The organism is Streptomyces sp. NPDC041205 (assembly GCF_055591765.1).
Genome location: NZ_JBVIZH010000001.1, coordinates 401854 through 419685 on the forward strand (window position 1 = coordinate 401854; position 17832 = coordinate 419685).

Consider the following 17832-nt stretch of genomic DNA (forward strand, 5'->3'; position numbering starts at 1 on the left):
TCGGCGGGCCCGCGGTGCGGCCGCGCCCAGGGCCTTCGGTGCGGCCGTTCACGGGGCTTCCCCGCCGCGGCCGCTCACAGGGCTTCCTCGCGGATGCGCAGCGCACCCCGCAGCCGTGCCGGAGCGGCCCGGCGGTTCTCGGCGATCTCTTCCTCGGTGGGCAGCTCGGCGCCGCGGGTGAGCAGCTTGAGCCGTGGCTGGTACTGCTCGGGCACGATCGGCAGGCCGGGCGGCGCCGTGGTCGCGGCGCCCGCCGCGAACACCTGCTTGACCAGGCGGTCCTCCAGCGAGTGGTACGAGAGGACGGCGATGCGGCCGCCGACGGCGAGCGCCTTCACGGCGTCGGGGATGGCCCGCTCCAGGACGCTCAGCTCGCCGTTGACCTCGATGCGCAGGGCCTGGAAGGTGCGCTTGGCCGGGTTGCCGCCGGTGCGCTTGGCGGCCTGCGGCAGGGAGTCGCGGATCAGCTCGACGAGCCGGGCGCTGTTGCTGAACGGCTCCTTGTCGCGCTCGCGCACGACGGCGGAGACGATCCGCTTGGCCTGCTTCTCCTCGCCGTACGCCCGCAGGATCCGCACGAGTTCACCGGCGGGGTAGGTGTTGAGGACCTCGGCGGCGCTGATGCCGGTCGTCTGGTCCATGCGCATGTCGAGGGGGGCGTCCTGGGCGTAGGCGAAGCCTCGGTCGGCCTCGTCGAGCTGCATGGAGGAGACCCCGAGGTCGAACAGGACGCCCTGCACGCGCGGGACGCCGAGCCGCCGCAGTACGTCGGGCAGCTCGTCGTAGACCGCGTGCACCAGGGTGGCCCGGTCGCCGTAGGGGGCGAGCCGCTCGCCGGACAGGCGCAGCGCTTCCTTGTCGCGGTCCAGGGCGATGAGGCGGGCCGAGGGGAAGGCGGCGAGCAGTGCCTCGCTGTGGCCGCCGAGGCCGAGGGTGCAGTCGACGACCACCGCTCCCGGCTCCGCGAGCGCCGGGGCCAACAGGTCCAGGCACCGCTGGAGCATCACCGGGACATGTCGGGCAGAACTCAATGCACCCTCTCAGGGTCCGGCGCGGACGGCGCCCGCACAGCCGGGTCCCCGCCCGCTCATGAAGGGGAATCCGGCCCGCCGGCGCCGGGGAAGGGGCGTCGGCCGACCGGGAGCGGGAGGAGGCCGAGCCGTACGTACGCGCCGCGCACGTGGGAACTCAAGAAATCTCCGGAACGGTCCGGGGGAAAAGCTCCGGGCCGGTCCAGCGGAAGCGGACTCCACTCCCGCTTCGCGTCACTTTAGTCCACCCTGTCTCGCGGTCAATCAACCGGCCTGCGCGGCGCGGCCCGGCCGGCCGGGAAGCCGTCGTCCGGCGCCGTCACCGGTTCGGACGCGTCCCGCGTCACCGGTTCGGACGCACTCTCCGGGCCCCTGTGGGTTACCTCACAACAACGCCCTATGGCGTTCTTTGTCCGCTCTCACCGCAGGCCCGCACCGCACGTGACCACTACCGTCATAGTCATGACGACTTCCGCATCACTCCCCACGAATTCCGAAGACGCCATACCCACGAGCGACACACACGAAGACGGCACCGTCACCGACCGCCTCGTCGAGGCCAACGAGCGATACGCCGCCGATTTCACCGACCCGGGCATGGACGCCCGCCCCGTGCTGCGCGTCGCCGTGGTCGCCTGCATGGACGCCCGCCTCGACCTGCACGACGCCCTCGGCCTGGAGTTGGGCGACTGCCACACGATCCGCAACGCGGGCGGTGTGGTCACCGATGACGTGATCCGTTCCCTGACCATCAGCCAGCGGGCGCTCGGCACCCGCAGCGTGGTCCTGATCCACCACACCGGCTGCGGCCTGGAGTCCCTCACCGAGGAGTTCCGGCAGGACCTGGAGAACGAGGTCGGGCAGCGGCCGACGTGGGCGGTGGAGTCGTTCCGCGACGTCGACCAGGACGTGCGCCAGTCCATGCAGCGCGTGCGGACCTCGCCCTTCCTCCTGCACGCCGACGACGTCCGTGGATTCGTGTTCGACGTGAAGACGGGGCTCCTCCGCGAGATCGACCCTGCGTGACCGTCGTCTGTTGGGTACCGGACAATCTCCGGTACCCAAAAGGCGACAAGCCCCGACATATCGCCGCCAGTTGTCCACAGTCGAGTGACACGAACCGGTAAGCCCAACAAGAATGCGTGTGTGGCGTCGCGCTGAACCTTTCACGCGTGGCGTCCGTGTTTCGGGGTGGGCCGGTCCGCACGCGAGCGTCGGCCCGGGAAAATGAAGAAACCCGTGCTCCTTGCCGAGCGTGGGGAAGGGCCGAGGAGGGCCGGGTGACGACCTATGACGATCGAGCGAGCCTCACAGATCTGACCACGACCGCGGAGCGTGTCCGCAGGTCGGTCGAGGGCGTGATCGAGGGCAAGCCGGAGGTCGTACGGCTTTCGCTGACCGTGCTCCTGGCGGAGGGGCACCTGCTCATCGAGGATGTGCCGGGCGTGGGCAAGACCATGCTCGCCAAGGCACTCGCGCGGTCCATCGACTGTTCGGTGCGGCGTATCCAGTTCACGCCGGACCTGCTGCCTTCGGACATCACGGGCGTGTCCATCTGGGACCAGCAGCGCCGTGACTTCGAGTTCAAGCCGGGAGCGATCTTCGCGCAGATCGTGATCGGCGACGAGATCAACCGCGCGTCTCCGAAGACGCAGTCCGCGCTCCTGGAGTCCATGGAGGAGCGCCAGGTCACCATCGACGGGCAGACGTACGAACTGCCCAGCCCCTTCATGGTGGTGGCCACGCAGAACCCGGTCGAGATGGAGGGCACCTACCCGCTGCCCGAGGCGCAGCGCGACCGTTTCATGGCCCGCGTCTCGATCGGCTATCCGGCCCCGGAGGCCGAGCTGCAGATGCTGGACGTGCACGGCGGCGTCTCACCGCTCGACGACCTCCAGCCGGTGGCGCACGCCCACGACATCGTGAAGCTCATCGACGCGGTCCGCACGGTCCACGTCGCCGACTCCGTGCGCAGATACGCCGTCGACCTGGTCGCCGCCACCCGCAGCCACCCGGACCTGCGCCTCGGCGCGTCCCCGCGCGCGACGCTGCACCTGCTGCGCGCGGCCAAGGCCTCCGCCGCCCTCAGCGGCCGCGAGTTCGCCCTGCCGGACGACGTGCAGGCCCTCGCCGTCGCGGTCCTCGCCCACCGCCTGCTGCCCACGGCCCAGGCCCAGCTGAACCGGCGCACGGCCGAGTCGGTGGTCCTCGAGATCCTCCAGCGCACCCCCGTCCCGGCGACCCAGCAGCCCGGCCAGGGCTTCTTCGGCCAGCCGCCCGGCTCGCGGAGGCTGTGATGGCCGCCGGGGGGCCTGCCGCGCGCGCCGAGGACGACCGGGGCGGCCTGCGCACGGCGCTCGCCGGCCTGACCACCCGCGGCCGCTCCTTCTTCGCGGCGGGCATCGCCGCCGCCGTGTGCGCCTACGTCCTCGGCCAGAGCGACCTGCTGCGGGTCGGCCTGCTCCTCGCGGTGCTCCCGCTGGTGTGCGCGGCCGTGCTCTACCGCACCCGCTACCGCGTCGCGGGCAGCCGCCGCCTCTCCCCCGCGCGCGTGCCCGCCGGTTCGGAGGCGCGCGTGCACCTGCGGATGGACAACGTCTCGCGGCTGCCCACGGGCCTGCTGATGCTCCAGGACCGGGTGCCGTACGTCCTCGGGCCGCGCCCTCGCTTCGTGCTCGACCGGGTCGAGGCGGGCGGCCGCCGCGAGGTGTCCTACCGGGTGCGCTCGGACCTGCGCGGCCGCTATCCGCTCGGACCGCTCCAACTGCGCCTGACCGACCCGTTCGGCATGTGCGAGCTGACCCGCTCCTTCTCGACGTACGACACCCTGACGGTCGTCCCGCGCGTGGAGGCGCTGCCGCCGGTGCGGCTCACCGGCGAGGCCAAGGGGTACGGCGACGGACGGCACCGCTCGCTTGCGCTCGCCGGGGAGGACGACGTCATCCCGCGCGGGTACCGCTACGGCGACGACCTGCGCCGCGTCCACTGGCGCTCCACCGCGCGCTACGGCGAGCTGATGGTGCGCCGCGAGGAGCAGCCGCAGCGCTCGCGCTGCACGGTGCTCCTGGACACCCGGGGCGTCGCCTACCAGGGCGCGGGCCCGGACTCGGCCTTCGAGTGGGCGGTGGCGGGCACCGCGTCCGCGCTGGTGCACATGCTCGAACGCGGCTTCTCGGTACGACTCCTGACGGACACCGGCAACTCGCTCCCGGGCGAGGGCGCGGACGGCTTCGCGGGCGCGAGCCAGGAGTCGGCGGACGCGGCCGGGCTCATGATGGACACGCTCGCCGTCATCGACCACTCGGACGGCGCGGGCCTCTCGCGCGCGTACGACGTGCTGCGCGGCGGGAACGAGGGGCTGCTCGTGGCCTTCCTCGGCGACCTGGACGACGAGCAGGCCGCGGTGATCGCCAAGATGCGCCAGCGCAGCGGCGCCGCGGTCGCCTTCGTCCTGGACAGCGCGGCCTGGTCCCAGGGCCCTGGACCGGCGCCGTCGGCGGCGGCGCAGCACTCGGTGCGGCTGCTCGACGAGGCGGGCTGGACGGCGGTCGCGGTGCCTCCGGGGGTGGCCCTGGTCGACCTGTGGCGGCAGGCGGACCGCCTGCGCACCACCGCGGGTCCCGCGCCGACGGCGGGGACGACGGCCGGGGGCTGGTCATGAGGGGGCGCCCGGGAGCGGGTGACCCCGAGGGTGGCTCCGGGGGCACGCGGCCCCGGGACCGCCGGTACGACTTCGAGGGGTTCTCGGTGAGCCCGGGGGGTGCTTCATGAGTGGGCGTACGCGGCTTGCGCTGTGTGCCACCGCCGCCACGCTGATGGCGTCGGGCGCGCTGCTGCCGCTCGTCGACACATCGGGCTGGCTCGTCCAGGCGGCGATCCTGCTGGCGCTGCAGAGCGGGGTCGGCGCGCTCGCCCGGCGGGTCCCGCTGGCCCGGCCGGTCACGGTGGCCGCGCAGGCCCTGGTGACGCTGCTGCTCCTGACGCTGGTGTTCGCGCGGGAGCAGGCGATCGCCGGGGTGATCCCGGGTCCTGAGGTCTTCCAGCACTTCAGCACGCTGCTCGAGGCGGGCGGCGACGACGTGGGGCGGTACGCGATTCCGGCGCCGCTCACCGACGGCATCCGCCTGATGGTGGTCGGCGGTGTGCTCGTGGTGGGCCTGGTGGTGGACGCCCTCGCGGTGACGTTCCGCACGGCCGCGCCGGCCGGGCTGCCGCTGCTCGCCCTGTACTCGGTCGCGGCCGGGCTCTCCGGGGACGGCGCCGGGTGGCTGTGGTTCCTGCTCGCCGCGGCCGGATATCTGCTGCTGCTCCTCGCCGAGGGCCGGGACCGGCTCTCGCAGTGGGGGCGGGTCTTCGGCGGCTCGGGCCAGGCCCCCGGGCGGGTCTCGGCCGGGCTCGACTCCGACGGCGGCGCCATCGCCCCGGTCCGCACCGGCCGCCGCATCGGCGCCGTCGCCCTCGGCATCGCCCTGGTCGTGCCGCTGGCGCTGCCCGCCCTCGACGGGGGCCTGCTCGACGGCTCGGACGGGCCCGGCGGCGGCGACGGGAGCGGGGGCGGCACGATCTCCGCGGTGAACCCGCTGGTCGCGCTCCAGGACAGCCTGAACCAGCCGGAGGACCGCGAGGTCATCTCGTACCGCACGAACGCCAAGAACACCCAGGACCTGTATCTGCGGATCGTCTCGCTCGACAAGTTCGACGGCACGACCTGGCGGACCACGGTCCGGGACATCTCGGATGTGCCGTCGCGGCTCCCGGACCCGCCGGGCCTGTCCCCCGAGGTCCGCAGGACCGAGATCCAGACGAACATCTCGGCCGACGACCGCTACGCGCAGAACTGGCTGCCGATGCCCTATCCGGCAAGCCAGGTCCGCATCGAAGGACGCTGGCGGTACGAGCCGGTGGGCCGCGCCCTCGTCGGGGACCGCGGCCAGACCACCCGGGGCGCGCAGTACAGCGTCAACAGCCTGGTGGTGGAGCCGACGGCCGAGCAGCTGGCGTCGGCGCCCGCGCCGCGGCCGGACCTGGCCCGGGAGTTCACCAAGGTGCCCGGCTCGCTGCCGTCGGTGGTGGCGTCCACCGCGCGGGAGGTCACCGAGGGGTCGGCGAACGACTACGAACGGGCGGTGAAGCTGCAGGACTGGTTCGCCTCGGAGGGCGGCTTCACGTACAACACGCAGGTCCGCGCGGGCAGCGGCCCGTCCGCCATCGCCCGCTTCCTGGACCAGAAGGAGGGCTTCTGCGTCCACTTCTCCTTCGCCATGGCGTCGATGGCCCGCACGCTCGGCATCCCGGCGCGCGTCGCGGTGGGCTTCACCCCGGGTTCCGCGCAGTCCAACGGCACCATGTCGGTCGGCCTGCGGGACGCCCACGCGTGGCCCGAGCTGTACTTCGAGGGTGTGGGCTGGACCCGGTTCGAGCCGACGCCCAACCGCGGCTCGGTGCCCGAGTACACCCGCCCGGACACCCCGTCCGAGGACTCCGACGCGTCGGCCGTGCCCGAGCCGTCCTCGTCCACGGCACCGTCGCCGACGCCCTCGCAGTCCCAGGACTGCCCGCGTGACCTGCAGCAGCAGGGCGGCTGCACGAGCGCGATGCCGCAGCTCGCGGGCGGTTCCGACGACGAAGGGCCGCCGCTCGGCTGGATCGTCGGCGGGACACTCCTCGCGCTGATCGTCCTGGTGGTGCCGGCGCTGCCCATGCTGTGGCGGGCCCGGGTGCGCGCCGTGCGGCTCGGGAGCGGCGGGCGCACGGAGGCGGACGCGGCCGCGCGGACCCTGGCGGCCTGGCAGGAGGTCACCGACACCGCCTGGGACCACGGCATCGCTCCGGACGAGTCCCAGACACCGCGGAAGGCGGCCGCCCGGATCGTCCGGGTCGGCGGGCTCGGCACGGGCCCCGCGGAGTCGGTGCACCGGGTGGCGGCCGCGGTGGAGCAGGTCCTGTACGCGCCCCGGCCGCAGCCCGCGCCGGGTCTCGGCGACGATGTGCGACGCCTGCGGGACGGACTGCGCGCCTCCGCGAGCCGTACGACGCGGCTGCGGGCGACGGTCGCCCCGCGTTCGGCCGCCCGGGTGGTGTGGGCGGCGTCGGACCGCTGGGCGGCGCTGAGCAGCCGCTGGTCGCAGTGGGCGGTCAGGCGCTGGGAGGCGCTGCGGAGGCCTGCGCGACAGGGGGGCTAGGCCTCCCCTGCCGGGGGCCGGAAGTATCCGATCCCCCGGCGTGTGTGAGCAGATGGAGCGGCGCCCGGTCCGTGGCCGGGCGCCGCTCCATTGGGTGCTGATGGCTCGGCGCCAGGGGCTGGCGGCTCCGGTGCTGGAGCTGGCGGCGGCGTGCCTGGCGGCTGGCGGCGGCGTGCTGGGGGGCGCGGGCAGCCGGGCGGGCGCGGACATACGTGTGGGGGGTGACCGATACGTTTCGGTCACCCCCCACACGTATGTCGAGGAGGTCGGCGCGAGGGCGTCTGCCGACGGGGCGCTGTGCGTCCGCGCGGATACGCCCGCGGGGCGCGGCCGGACGGGCTACTGGCCGCCCTGCTGCTCGTCCCTGCGGCGCTGCCAGCGCTGTTCGATGCGGTCCATCATGGAGCGGCGCTGCCGGGACTGCTGTCGGCGGCCGGGTGGCGCACCGGGGCCCGCGGCCGCCGCTGCTCCGGGTGCCTGCTCTCCAGGCTTGGGCGCCTTGCGCCAACCAGTGACGGCGAGCACCGCACACCCCAGCATGACGAGGAAGCCCACTACGCTCACCCAGATCAGCTGGGCGACCATTCCGGCCATGAGAAGGGCAATGCCCACCAGGAAGCCCGCGACCGCTTGGTAGACCCGCTTCCGGGTGTACGTACGCAGCCCGCTTCCCTCAAGCGCTGTCGCGAACTTGGGATCTTCGGCGTACAGCGCTCGCTCCATCTGCTCGAGCATGCGCTGCTCGTGCTCCGAGAGCGGCACGGAGTCCTCCTCATCGTGCAGTCGCCGGGGCGACCGGGGGGTCCCTTCAGGATAGGCAGGGAATCGCCCCCGTGAAACCCGCCCCTCTGCGCCAACTTCGCCAAACCGGACCGTCAGGTCGCTCCGGGTCGCTGAAGCCTGCATTCCCCAGCGGCCGGTCCGTCATGCCGGACGGTGTCCCTCGATCATACGGCGCCGGTAGCCCGTTCGGGGGGCCTGTGGCGTACTCCATGTGCGGCTGCGTCGCTGATCAGCGAGCCGATCCCAGCCGTCACAGGGGTCTCAGGCACCGGTCGGCGCTCAGGCCCCGTCGGCCTCGGTGTCCGCTGTCGCCCCCGCCGTCTCGCCCAGCACATGCAGCTGGGTGGCCACGGAGTGGAAGGCGGACAGCTCGGCGGCGGCGGCCTCGAGCTTGAGCAGCGCCTCCAGGGCGCCGGGCTCGGTGTCCACGAGGACGCCGGGGACCAGGTCGGCGAAGACGCGCACGCCGTGCACGGCGCCGACGTGCAGGCCCGCGCCCTCGACCAGTTCGGTCAGCTGGTCGGCGGTGAAGCGGCGCGGCACCGGGTCGCCCTCGCCCCAGCGTCCCGCCGGGTCGTCGAGGGCCCGGCGGGCCTCGCTGAAGTGTCCGGCGAGCGCGCGGGCGAGCACGGCGCCGCCGACGCCCGCGGCGAGCAGGCTGAGCACACCGCCGGGGCGCAGGGCGCTGACGGCGTTGCGCACGCCCTCGGCCGGGTCGTCCACGTACTCCAGGACGCCGTGGCAGAGCACCGCGTCGTACCCGCCGCGCTCGACCACGTCGAAGAGGCCGTGCACATCGCCCTGCACGCCGCGCACGCGGTCGGCGACTCCGGCCTCGGCGGCGCGGCGCTCCAGGGCGAACAGGGCGTTCGGGCTGGGGTCGACGACCGTGACGCGGTGGCCGAGGCGGGCGACGGGCACGGCGAAGTTGCCGCTGCCGCCGCCGGTGTCGAGCACGTCGAGGGCGGCCGCGGCGTCCTGCTCCTGGCCCGTGGCCTTGATCCGGCGGTCGAGGGCGTCCTTGAGGACGTCCCAGACCACGGCGGTGCGCAGCGAGGCGCCCGGACGAGGGGGGTCGGAGCGCGGCGACGCCGTCTGCGTGGGGCGGGGGGAGACGGGCGGGCGCATCGGGTCCGACACGGCAGTTGACTCCTCGGCGCGGCTCCGCCTGGGTGCGGCGGGCTGTTCGGGTGCGGGCGCCTCCACCCTATTGCCTTCGCGGCCGTGCCCCGTCATCCGTCCCACGGGTCGGTCCGTGTGCCTCCACGCGGGTCAGCGAGGGTCGGGGCGCCTTCAGCCGCGCCCCCTTCCCCCGCCTTCAGCCGCGCCCTTGCCCCGGGCTTCAGCCGCGGCCTCCGCCTCGACTTCGGCCCAGTCCCGCCCCTCCGCTTCGGGCTCGCCCCGGCCCTCGGTCCGGGCCGCGCCTGCCCCCTCGGTCCCGGCCGCGCCATACTCCTCGGCCTCGGCCCCGGACTCCCCTCGACCCCGGCCCCGGACTGCCCTCGGCCTCGGCCCAGGACTCCCCCGGTCCCGGCCTCGGCTTCCCCTCCGCTTCGGCGTCACCCCGCCCCTCGGCCTCGACCCCGGGCTCCCCTCCGCTTCGGCCCCCGCGCTCCCCTCCGCTCAGCCGCTGTCCGGCGGCTCCTTCCTCGGCTGGGGCAGCACGGGTTGGAGGACGAGCATGCGCTCGACCAGGCGCAGGAACATCGCCACGTCCCGCAGCAGGTCGTCGGCGTCGCGGACGGTCGCGGCACCCTCGATGCCCGCCTCGGCGCGGGCCCTGCGGGCGGCGCCGGAGGCGAACAGGGCGCTCCACTCGGTCAGTTCGGGTGCTATCTCGGGGAGCACTTCCCAGGCGCTCCGGATGCGCTGCCTGCGGCGTGGGTTGAGCTCGGGGCGGCCGCGGGCGGCGAGGACCGCGGCCGCGGTGCGCAGGGCGGCCAGGTGGGCGGTGGCGTAGCGCTCGTTCGACGTGTCCAGGTGGGCCGCCTCGTCGAGTCCGGCGCGGGCCTGGGCGAGCAGTTCCAGGGCGGCGGGCGGGGCCGAAGCCCGGCGGAGCACCGGGTGGACGTCGCTCGCGGGACCGGTCAGTGAGGGGGCAGGGCCGAGGGCGCGGCGCCGGCGTGCGGCTGCGGCGTGAGAACTGGCCATGACGAACCTCCTGTCGTCTGAGTGACGGCGCAGTGGCCGTATGTGCCCATCGTGGAGTACGCCACTGACAATCCGCCCTGACCAGCACTTTTGCCTCGATCGAAGGTTCGGGATAGTTTTTGCACTGACCAGTCAGTTCAAAAACTCGGGCCCGCCGGGCCCCGGGGAATCGGACGAGGAGGGACCGTGGACGCTCCGCACGGCGCCGCCGTCAGCGCGGCGGACTTCGGGCTCAAGGGGCCGCGGGGCTGGGCGTTCCGCGGCGTGGGGATCACGGCCGGGCCCGGGTCGCTCATCGCGGTCGAGGGGCCGTCCGGCTCCGGCCGGACCTGTCTGCTGCTCGCCCTCACGGGCCGGATGCGCTCCACCGAGGGCACGGCGACCGTCGGCCGCCACCGGCTGCCCAAGCAGTTGGCCGCCGTGCGCCGGATCAGCGGGCTCGGCCCCGTTCCGGGCGTCACCGACCTCGACCCCGCCCTGACCGTGGCCGAGCACCTGCGGGAACGGGCCTTCCTGGAGCGGCAGTTCGAGGGCTCGCTGCGCGGTCTTCTGCGGCCGCGCACGGAGCGGGCGGCCGAGTCCCGGCTGCGGATCGACACCGCGCTGCGGGCCGCCGGACTCGACGTCGAGGCGCTGCCCAAGGGCTCCCGGACCGCCGTACGCGACCTGGAGCGGCTCGAAGTGCTGCGGCTCTCCGTGGCGCTCGCCCTGATCGCGCGGCCCCGGCTGCTCGGCGTCGACGACACCGACCTCAAGCTCTCGGACGCCGAACGGGAGGCCGCCTGGGACCTGTTGAGGTCCATCGCCGCGAACGGCACGACCGTCGTGGCCGTGTGCAGCGAGGCCCCCGAGGACGCGGTCGTCGTATCGACAGCCCCGCGCGCGGAGGCCGACGTCCGCGACACGGCCGGTACAGCCGATACGGGCGACGTACGCGACACGACCGATGGGGCCGGCCACAACGACGGCCCCGACAGCGACACCGACGACGACAAGGAGACGGCCGATGCGGTCGCCGAAGCTCGCCGCGCTTGAGCTCAAGCGCTTCGGCAGGGGCCGGCTGCCCCGCGCGGCCCTCGTGGCGCTCCTGCTGCTGCCCCTGCTGTACGGCGCGCTGTACCTGTGGTCCTTCTGGGACCCGTACGGCCGCCTGGACAAGATCCCCGTGGCCCTCGTGAACGACGACGAGGGCGCCACCGTCGACGGCAAGAAGCTCACGGCGGGCGACGGCATCGCCGAGCGGCTGCTCGACAGCAAGACCTTCGACTGGCACGAGGTGAGCGCCGCCGAGGCCCGCGACGGCGTCGAGGACGGCACGTACTACCTGTCGCTGACGATGCCGTCGGACTTCAGCAAGCGGGTGGGGTCCAGTTCCGGTGACGCGCCGGAGACGGGTGCTCTGAAGGTCCGTACGAACGACGCCAACAACTACATCGTCGGACAGATCTCACGGACGGTCTTCTCCGAGGTGCGCACGGCCGCCTCCACGAAGGCGTCGCGGAACATGCTGGACAAGATCTTCATCTCGTTCTCCGACATCCACGGCAAGACGCAGAAGGCCGCCAAGGGCGCCGACAAGCTCGAAGGCGGCATCGGCAAGGCGAAGAAGGGCTCCAAGGACCTCGTCGACGGCCTGAAGAACGCCAAGGACGGCAGCGGGGACCTCGCCTCGGGCGTGCGGAAGCTGCACACCGGCGCGGGCGACCTGGAGGACGGCTCGCGCCGGGTCGCGGACGGCACGCAGAAGCTGGCCGACCGCGTCAACGGGGACGCCGCCAAGGTGCGGCCGTACCTGAAGGACAACGGCAAGGTGCTCGGCGACAGCGCCCAGCTCGTCGCCGACTCCTCCCGCGCGGTGCGGCACAACCTGAAGACCCTCGTCGAGAAGGCCCCGAAGACGGCGACCAAGGCCAAGGAGGCGTCGGCCGCTCTGAACGGCCTCTACGAAGAGCAGTGTCAGCAGGCCGCCGACGCCCCCGCCCTGTGCCCGAAGCTGAAGAAGGCCAAGGAGGTCGCGGCCGACGTCTCGACCGTCGCCGGGGACGTCGACACGCTCGTCAAGGACCAGAACGGCGACCTGAAGACCCTCGACACGAACCTCGCCACCCTCCAGAAGAAGGCCCAGGGCCTCGCCGACCGCGCCCCGCACCTGGACGAGAACCTGGAGAAGACCGTCAGGGACGTCAACGCGCTCAACACGGGCGCCGGAGACGTCGCCAAGGGCGCCAAGAAGCTGCACACGGGCCTCGGCACGGCCAAGACCGGCGCCGCGGACCTGGACACGGGCGTCGACAAGCTGAAGACGGGCGCGACCGACCTCGACGGCGGCATGTTCAAGCTGGCCGACGGCTCCCAGGAGCTCGCGGGCGGCCTGCACGACGGCGTCAAGAAGATCCCCGACTACGACAAGCAGGACCGCGACCGGCGCACGGACGTCATGGCCGACCCGGTGCAGCTCGCCTCGCAGTCGCTGCACAAGGCGCCCAACTACGGCACGGGCTTCGCCCCGTATTTCATCCCGCTGTCCCTGTGGGTCGGCGCGATGGTGGCGTACATGCTGATCCAGCCGCTCAACCGGCGCGCGCTCGCCGCGGGCGCCCCCGCCTGGCGCATCGCGCTCGCGGGCTGGCTCCCCGTCGCCGCCCTCGGCACGCTGCAAGTGGCGGCGCTGATGTCGGTCCTGCACTGGCGCCTCGGCCTTCAGATGGAGCGGGCGGCCGGGACGATCGGCTTCCTGATCCTGGTGACGGGCTGCTTCGCGGCGATCGTGCAGTGGCTGAACGCGCGCTTCGGAGCGGCCGGACGCATCCTCGTCCTCGCCCTCCTGATGCTCCAGTTGACCTCCGCGGGCGGCACGTACCCGGTGCAGACGAGCCCGACGTTCTTCGGCGCGATCCACCCGTACCTGCCGATGACGCACGTCGTCGACGCCCTGCGGCGGCTCATCACGGGCGGCGGCCTCGGACCGGTGTGGACGGCGTGCGCGGTGCTCGCGGCCTTCACCGCGGGCGCGCTGGCGCTCACCGCCGTCTCCGCGCGCCGCAAGCAGGTGTGGACCCTGGACCGGCTGCATCCGGAGCTGAGCCTGTGAACGCCGCGGAACCTGTGAAAATCAAGCTCATGGAAAGCAGTGCGAGCAGCTCGCGGCGCGAGGCCACGCGGCAGAAGCTCTACGAAGCCGCCGTCACCCTCATCGCGGAACAGGGTTTCTCCGCCACGACAGTTGACGAGATCGCCGAGCGGGCGGGCGTCGCGAAAGGCACGGTCTACTACAACTTCGCCAGCAAATCGGTCCTCTTCGAAGAGCTGCTGCGGCACGGCGTGGGCCTGCTCACCGCATCCCTGAAGCAGGCCGCCGACGAGGCCGCCCAGGAGGGCGGCCGCAAGGTCGACGCCCTGGACGCGATGATCCGCGCGGGCCTCGTCTTCATCGACCGCTATCCGGCCTTCACCCAGCTGTACGTCGCCGAGCTGTGGCGCACGAACCGCGCCTGGCAGTCCACGCTCATGGTGGTGCGCCAGCAGGCCGTGGCGGTGGTCGAGGACGTGCTGCGCGCGGGCGTGGAGAGCGGTGAGCTGAGCGAGGAGATCGACATCCCGCTGACGGCGGCCGCCCTGGTCGGGATGGTCCTGGTGGCGGCGCTCGACTGGCAGTCGTTCCAGCCGGAGCGCTCACTCGACGACGTGCACGCGGCGCTGTCACGGCTGCTGCAGGGGCGGGTGAGCGGCGGCAGGTGAGTAGCGGCGGGCGGCGGGCCTTCTTGGGGCCTCGTTCACCCGTTCGCAGTCGTCGCGCGACGCCGGTCCGGTGGAGCCTGGATGTCCCAGGCCCCACCGGACCGGCGCTTGTCGCATTCCCCCGCGCGACCCCCGTGGTCGTCCCCCGTTCGCCCCCGCGCCTCGCTCCCACCACGGGCGAGGCGGGAGGAGCGGCCAAGGGCGCCGCCCGATTCCGCCGCCCCGTGTCGGCGGTTCCGGTGCCGCGCCCTTCTCCGTGCCCTCACTCTCCCGTCCCCGCAGGTCGGGTCCCATCCGCGCGCGTACTCATCTCCGTGCCTAGGTACGGATACTCAGACGTGGGTGTCCGTGCCCAGGCCGGATCGCGCCCCGCTGGTTACGATCACGCCGTGTCCGTACTCCCCCTGGTGTTCACCAGTGGCTGGGCCAGCGGGATCAACGCCTACGCGGTGATCCTGCTCCTCGGTGTCTTCGGGGCCACGGGCCTGTCCGACGAGGTCCCGGAGTCGCTGCAGAGCCCCGGAGTGCTCATCACCGCGGGCGTGCTCTTCGCCTGCGAGGCCGTCGCCGACAAGATCCCTTACGTGGACTCGGTGTGGGACGCCGCGCACACCGTCATCCGGCCGGTGTCCGGGGCGGTGGTGGGCGCGCTGCTCGCCGGGCAGAGCGGGTCGCTGTCGGACGTGGCGGCGGGCGCGGTCGGCGGGTCGACGGCCCTCGCGAGCCACGCCGTCAAGGCCGGGACGCGGATGGCGGTCAACACCTCCCCCGAGCCGTTCAGCAACCTCGTCCTGAGCACCGCCGAGGACCTCGGGGTCGGCGGGATCGTCAGCTTCGCGATGTTCCACCCCGAGGCCGCGGCGATCATCGCGGCCGTACTGCTCGTCGCGGGGATCGTGCTGCTGCTGTTCCTCGCGCACCGGATCCGGCGGTTCCTGCGGCGCAGGGCGCAGCGGCGGGAGGAGCGGAGGGTGGCGGCGGGGCGGCCACCAGATGGATCTCGGCACCCGCCGGGCTGATCCGGGCGCTCGCCTGGCTGCTCTGGCACACGCCGGGCTGATCCTGGCACACGCCGGGCTGATCCTGGCGCCACCGGAGCGAGCTCGCGCCCGCCGACCGCACTGGCCCACCGGGCCGACCTGGCCCACCGGGCCGACCTGGCCCACCGCGCCGACCTGGGCACCCGGGCCGCCCCGGGCACCCGACGGCGCTGTCAGTGGGTGCCGATAAAGTCCCTGGCATGGCACGGATTGTGGTGATCGGCGCCGGGATGGGCGCCATGACGGCCGCCGCCCGGCTGGCCGTGGCGGGCCACCAGGTGGTGGTGCACGAGCGCGCGGGGACGTACGGCGGCGCGCTCGGCCGCGTGGAGCGCGACGGCTTCGGCTTCGACACGGGCCCGGCCCTGCTGCACCTGCCCGCGGTCTACCGCGACCTGTTCGTGAAGACGGGCAAGCAGCCCCTGGAGGACTGCGTCGAGCTGTCCCAGGTCGAGCCCGCAGTCCGCCACGTCTTCGCCGACGGCACGGCCGCGGAGCTGCCGAACGCCTCCCGCGCGGGCGTCGGCGAGGCCCTGGACAGCGCGCTAGGCGCGGGCTCGGGCGCGCGCTGGGCGGCGTTCATGAACCGCGCGCGGGAGGCCTGGGACCGCACCCGCCGCCCGCTCCTGGAAGAGCCCCTGTGGCCGAACTGGCAGGTGCTCGCGGAGCGCGAGCCCTACCCCTCGGTCGCCCGGAAGCGCCTGCTGCGCCGCGAGCGGCGCGCGGCCACGCTCGCCCAGGTCGCCGAGTTCGAGCTGGGCGGCGAGCCCCGGCTGACCGCGCTCCTGGAGCACTTCGCGCTGGTACGCGGCCTGGATCCGCGCACGGCCCCGGCGAGCGCGGCCGTCTTGCCCTATCTGGAGCAGACCTTCGGCACCTGGTCCGCGCGCGGCGGCATGCGGGCCCTCGCGACCGCCGTGTACGAGCGGTGCCGCGCGCGCAAGGTCGAGTTCGCGTTCGGGTCGGCCGTCGTGCGGATCGTGGAGAAGGACGGGCGCGCGACGGGCGTCGAGCTGGCGGACGGGACCGCCGTGGACGCGGACTTCGTGGTGGCCGGGGTGGCGCCCGGCGCGCTGGACGCGATGCTGTCCGGCACGGCCGCCCGCGCCCCCCAGGACGTGCCCCCGCAGTCCGGGCTCCCCAGCCGCCTCACCGTCCTGCTCGCCCTGCGCGGCGCCCGCCCCGAGGGCACGGCGCACCGGACGGTGCTGCACACCACGGACCGCGCGGACGAACTGGACCGTCTCTTCGGGACCCCCGACGCTCCCGTCTCCGGGCCCCCGGACGCTCCCGGGAGCACCGGCGGCTCCCGCCCCGCCCACGACGGCAGCGGCTCCCCGGCCCTCCCCTCCACCCCGACCCTCACGGTCCTGCGCCCGGACGACCCGACGTCCACGCCGGACGCGGAGCACGAAGCCGTGACGCTGACCGCCGTGGTCCCGGCGGGCGCCGAGGTCACCGACGCGGACGTGCGGCGGCTGATCGCCCGCGCGGCCACGGTGGTCCCCGGCCTGGACGACCGCCGCCTGTGGCACGAGGTCCGCACGCCCGCGCAGGTGGCCGAGGCGACGGGCGCCGACGGCGGCGCGGTCCCGGCCCCCGTCCTCGCCGCCGCGGCCGGACGACGGCTGCACCCGGCCAACAGCACGGCCGTGGCGGGGCTCTACGCGGTCGGCGGCTGGTCGCACCCCGGCGGCGGCCTGCCGCACGCGGGCATGTCGGGCACGCTGGCCGCCGGACTCATCGTGGAGGGACCCGAGTTCCGCGGCTCACAGTGAGCGCGGACCGGCGGGAGGGGGCGGCAGGACCCGGCTGGGCGCTGTCACCCCGGGCCGGTACCCGTGACCGGACCAGTACAGGCGACCGGACCGGTACCCGTGACCGGACCAGCACCGCCGACCGGACCGGCACCGGTCCCCGCACCAGCACCGCCGACCGACCTCCGTACCGGTACCAGTACCACCGACCTCAGTACCGGTACTGCTGCTCCCCATTGACCCCGGGCTCATAGCCGAACTGGCCCCCGGTCTCCGGCGGCAGCCCCTCGCCCTGGAAGGGCGGGTAGCCGGGCTGCTCGGGCGGGAGTTCCGCGCCGTAGGGCGGCGCGGGCTCGCTCGTGCGCTGGTGCGGGACCCAGACGCCGCCGGGCGGGGTGTCCTGGTAGCCCCCGTAGGTGTCGCCCCCGTAAGGGGCGTACGGCTGCGGGTCCGCGTAGGTGTCGTAGCCCGGCTCCGCGCCGTAGGTCTGCGGGCCGATGTACGGGTCGGAGTAGGCGGCGTAGTGCTGCTCGCCGGTGTCTCCGTAGGCGAAGTGCAGCGGGTCCTGCTGCTCGCCCTGTGCCGGGGCGCCCTGCGGGTCGTACGGCGGGTAGGCGTCGAAGCCGTAGCCGTCACCGGCGGTGGCCTCGGCGTAGGCCGCCTCGCTGTAGACGCCGTACTGCCCGGTGTCGTCGGGCATGGGCTCGGGCTCGTACACCCCGGGTCCGGAGGCCTGCTGCTCAAGGACGTCGGAGGCGGGCGGTCCCGTCTCGGCGGCGGCCGCGTCGTACTCCAGGTCGGAGACCTGGAGCGTCGGCTCCGCGGGGGCGCCACGGGAGACCGTCTTGCGGCGCTTGCTCGCGCCCGGCTGGCCGCCGAGCGCCCAGCCCGTGGAGAAGCCCCGGCGGAACGACAGCGTCACATACGTCTGCCCGGTGGCGAACGCGATCGCGCCGATGGCGATGACCACCACCGACGGCATCAGGACGCCGATGACCACACCGAGGAAGCCGACGAACGCCAGCAACCGCCAGCGCAGCCGCGCCTTGTACTGCAGCAGCACTTCGCCGAGCAGCCACAGCGCGACTCCGCCGAACGCGATGTAGAGGACCGTCCAGCCCATGTACGCCCCTCTCCCCTGCGGCCGCGG

General features: G+C 73.8%; 14 protein-coding genes. 9 read left to right on the top strand and 5 right to left on the bottom strand.

Going from position 1 to position 17832, the window contains the following annotated elements; all coding sequences use genetic code 11:
* Positions 1–74: 74 nt before the first annotated feature.
* Positions 75–1031 carry a 16S rRNA (cytosine(1402)-N(4))-methyltransferase RsmH gene (gene rsmH / locus ACZ6BG_RS01815; protein WP_468995430.1) on the bottom strand — a complete coding sequence of 319 codons (957 nt, stop codon included), beginning with the start codon at positions 1029–1031 and terminating at the stop codon, positions 75–77.
* 462 nt (positions 1032–1493) lie between these two features.
* Here rsmH and ACZ6BG_RS01820 point away from each other — a divergent pair, with 462 nt between their 5' ends.
* The 4 genes from ACZ6BG_RS01820 (at position 1494) to ACZ6BG_RS01835 (ending at position 7213) form a co-directional block, all read left to right on the top strand.
* Positions 1494–2057 carry a beta-class carbonic anhydrase gene (locus tag ACZ6BG_RS01820; protein ID WP_468995433.1) on the top strand — a complete coding sequence of 188 codons (564 nt, stop codon included), beginning with the start codon at positions 1494–1496 and terminating at the stop codon, positions 2055–2057.
* A 254-nt stretch (positions 2058–2311) separates the two neighbouring features.
* Positions 2312–3328: an AAA family ATPase gene (locus tag ACZ6BG_RS01825; RefSeq protein ID WP_030363029.1), complete on the top strand. Its 1017-nt coding sequence runs from the start codon at positions 2312–2314 to the stop codon at positions 3326–3328.
* Positions 3328–4692: a DUF58 domain-containing protein gene (locus ACZ6BG_RS01830; RefSeq protein ID WP_468995436.1), complete on the top strand. Its 1365-nt coding sequence runs from the start codon at positions 3328–3330 to the stop codon at positions 4690–4692. The genes ACZ6BG_RS01825 and ACZ6BG_RS01830 overlap by 1 nt, the downstream gene beginning before the upstream one ends.
* A 106-nt stretch (positions 4693–4798) precedes the next feature.
* Entirely contained in the window at positions 4799–7213 is a 2415-nt protein-coding gene (locus ACZ6BG_RS01835) for a transglutaminase TgpA family protein (RefSeq protein ID WP_468995439.1), read from the top strand.
* 339 nt (positions 7214–7552) lie between these two features.
* On the opposite strand, the gene ACZ6BG_RS01840 is transcribed toward ACZ6BG_RS01835, so the two are convergent.
* The 3 genes from ACZ6BG_RS01840 to ACZ6BG_RS01850 all read right to left on the bottom strand — a co-directional run bounded on the left by ACZ6BG_RS01840 (position 7553) and on the right by ACZ6BG_RS01850 (position 10147).
* On the bottom strand, positions 7553–7975 hold the full coding sequence (locus tag ACZ6BG_RS01840; protein WP_030363026.1) for a DUF3040 domain-containing protein: 423 nt from the start codon (positions 7973–7975) through the stop codon (positions 7553–7555).
* A gap of 300 nt (positions 7976–8275) precedes the next feature.
* Positions 8276–9136, bottom strand: a complete 861-nt coding sequence (locus ACZ6BG_RS01845; protein WP_468995444.1) for a class I SAM-dependent methyltransferase — start codon at positions 9134–9136, stop codon at positions 8276–8278.
* 483 nt (positions 9137–9619) lie between these two features.
* On the bottom strand, positions 9620–10147 hold the full coding sequence (locus tag ACZ6BG_RS01850; RefSeq protein ID WP_385725207.1) for an SAV_6107 family HEPN domain-containing protein: 528 nt from the start codon (positions 10145–10147) through the stop codon (positions 9620–9622).
* A gap of 186 nt (positions 10148–10333) precedes the next feature.
* Here ACZ6BG_RS01850 and ACZ6BG_RS01855 point away from each other — a divergent pair, with 186 nt between their 5' ends.
* The 5 genes from ACZ6BG_RS01855 to ACZ6BG_RS01875 all read left to right on the top strand — a co-directional run bounded on the left by ACZ6BG_RS01855 (position 10334) and on the right by ACZ6BG_RS01875 (position 16703).
* Positions 10334–11182 (top strand): ATP-binding cassette domain-containing protein, encoded by an 849-nt coding sequence (locus ACZ6BG_RS01855; protein ID WP_468995449.1) that lies wholly within the window; start codon positions 10334–10336, stop codon positions 11180–11182.
* Positions 11154–13238, top strand: coding sequence for a YhgE/Pip family protein (locus ACZ6BG_RS01860; protein WP_468995452.1), 2085 nt, complete (start codon positions 11154–11156; stop codon positions 13236–13238). The genes ACZ6BG_RS01855 and ACZ6BG_RS01860 overlap by 29 nt, the downstream gene beginning before the upstream one ends.
* A gap of 29 nt (positions 13239–13267) precedes the next feature.
* Positions 13268–13885, top strand: a complete 618-nt coding sequence (locus tag ACZ6BG_RS01865; protein ID WP_468995455.1) for a TetR/AcrR family transcriptional regulator — start codon at positions 13268–13270, stop codon at positions 13883–13885.
* A gap of 389 nt (positions 13886–14274) precedes the next feature.
* Positions 14275–14904 (top strand): DUF4126 domain-containing protein, encoded by a 630-nt coding sequence (locus tag ACZ6BG_RS01870; protein WP_468995459.1) that lies wholly within the window; start codon positions 14275–14277, stop codon positions 14902–14904.
* A 221-nt stretch (positions 14905–15125) separates the two neighbouring features.
* On the top strand, positions 15126–16703 hold the full coding sequence (locus ACZ6BG_RS01875; protein WP_468995463.1) for a phytoene desaturase family protein: 1578 nt from the start codon (positions 15126–15128) through the stop codon (positions 16701–16703).
* Between the two features lie 190 nt (positions 16704–16893).
* On the opposite strand, the gene ACZ6BG_RS01880 is transcribed toward ACZ6BG_RS01875, so the two are convergent.
* Positions 16894–17805 carry a hypothetical protein gene (locus ACZ6BG_RS01880; protein WP_468995468.1) on the bottom strand — a complete coding sequence of 304 codons (912 nt, stop codon included), beginning with the start codon at positions 17803–17805 and terminating at the stop codon, positions 16894–16896.
* Positions 17806–17832 lie beyond the last annotated feature (27 nt).

What these genes read in the sequence shown, in the direction of transcription:
- ACZ6BG_RS01820 (WP_468995433.1), top strand. Translation starts at nt 1,494, where the DNA reads ATGACGACTTCCGCATCACTCCCCACGAATTCCGAAGACGCCATACCC.
- ACZ6BG_RS01830 (WP_468995436.1), top strand. Translation starts at nt 3,328, where the DNA reads ATGGCCGCCGGGGGGCCTGCCGCGCGCGCCGAGGACGACCGGGGCGGC.
- ACZ6BG_RS01835 (WP_468995439.1), top strand. Translation starts at nt 4,799, where the DNA reads ATGAGTGGGCGTACGCGGCTTGCGCTGTGTGCCACCGCCGCCACGCTG.
- ACZ6BG_RS01850 (WP_385725207.1), bottom strand. Translation starts at nt 10,147, where the DNA reads ATGGCCAGTTCTCACGCCGCAGCCGCACGCCGGCGCCGCGCCCTCGGC.
- ACZ6BG_RS01860 (WP_468995452.1), top strand. Translation starts at nt 11,154, where the DNA reads ATGCGGTCGCCGAAGCTCGCCGCGCTTGAGCTCAAGCGCTTCGGCAGG.
- ACZ6BG_RS01865 (WP_468995455.1), top strand. Translation starts at nt 13,268, where the DNA reads ATGGAAAGCAGTGCGAGCAGCTCGCGGCGCGAGGCCACGCGGCAGAAG.
- ACZ6BG_RS01875 (WP_468995463.1), top strand. Translation starts at nt 15,126, where the DNA reads ATGGCACGGATTGTGGTGATCGGCGCCGGGATGGGCGCCATGACGGCC.
- ACZ6BG_RS01880 (WP_468995468.1), bottom strand. Translation starts at nt 17,805, where the DNA reads ATGGGCTGGACGGTCCTCTACATCGCGTTCGGCGGAGTCGCGCTGTGG.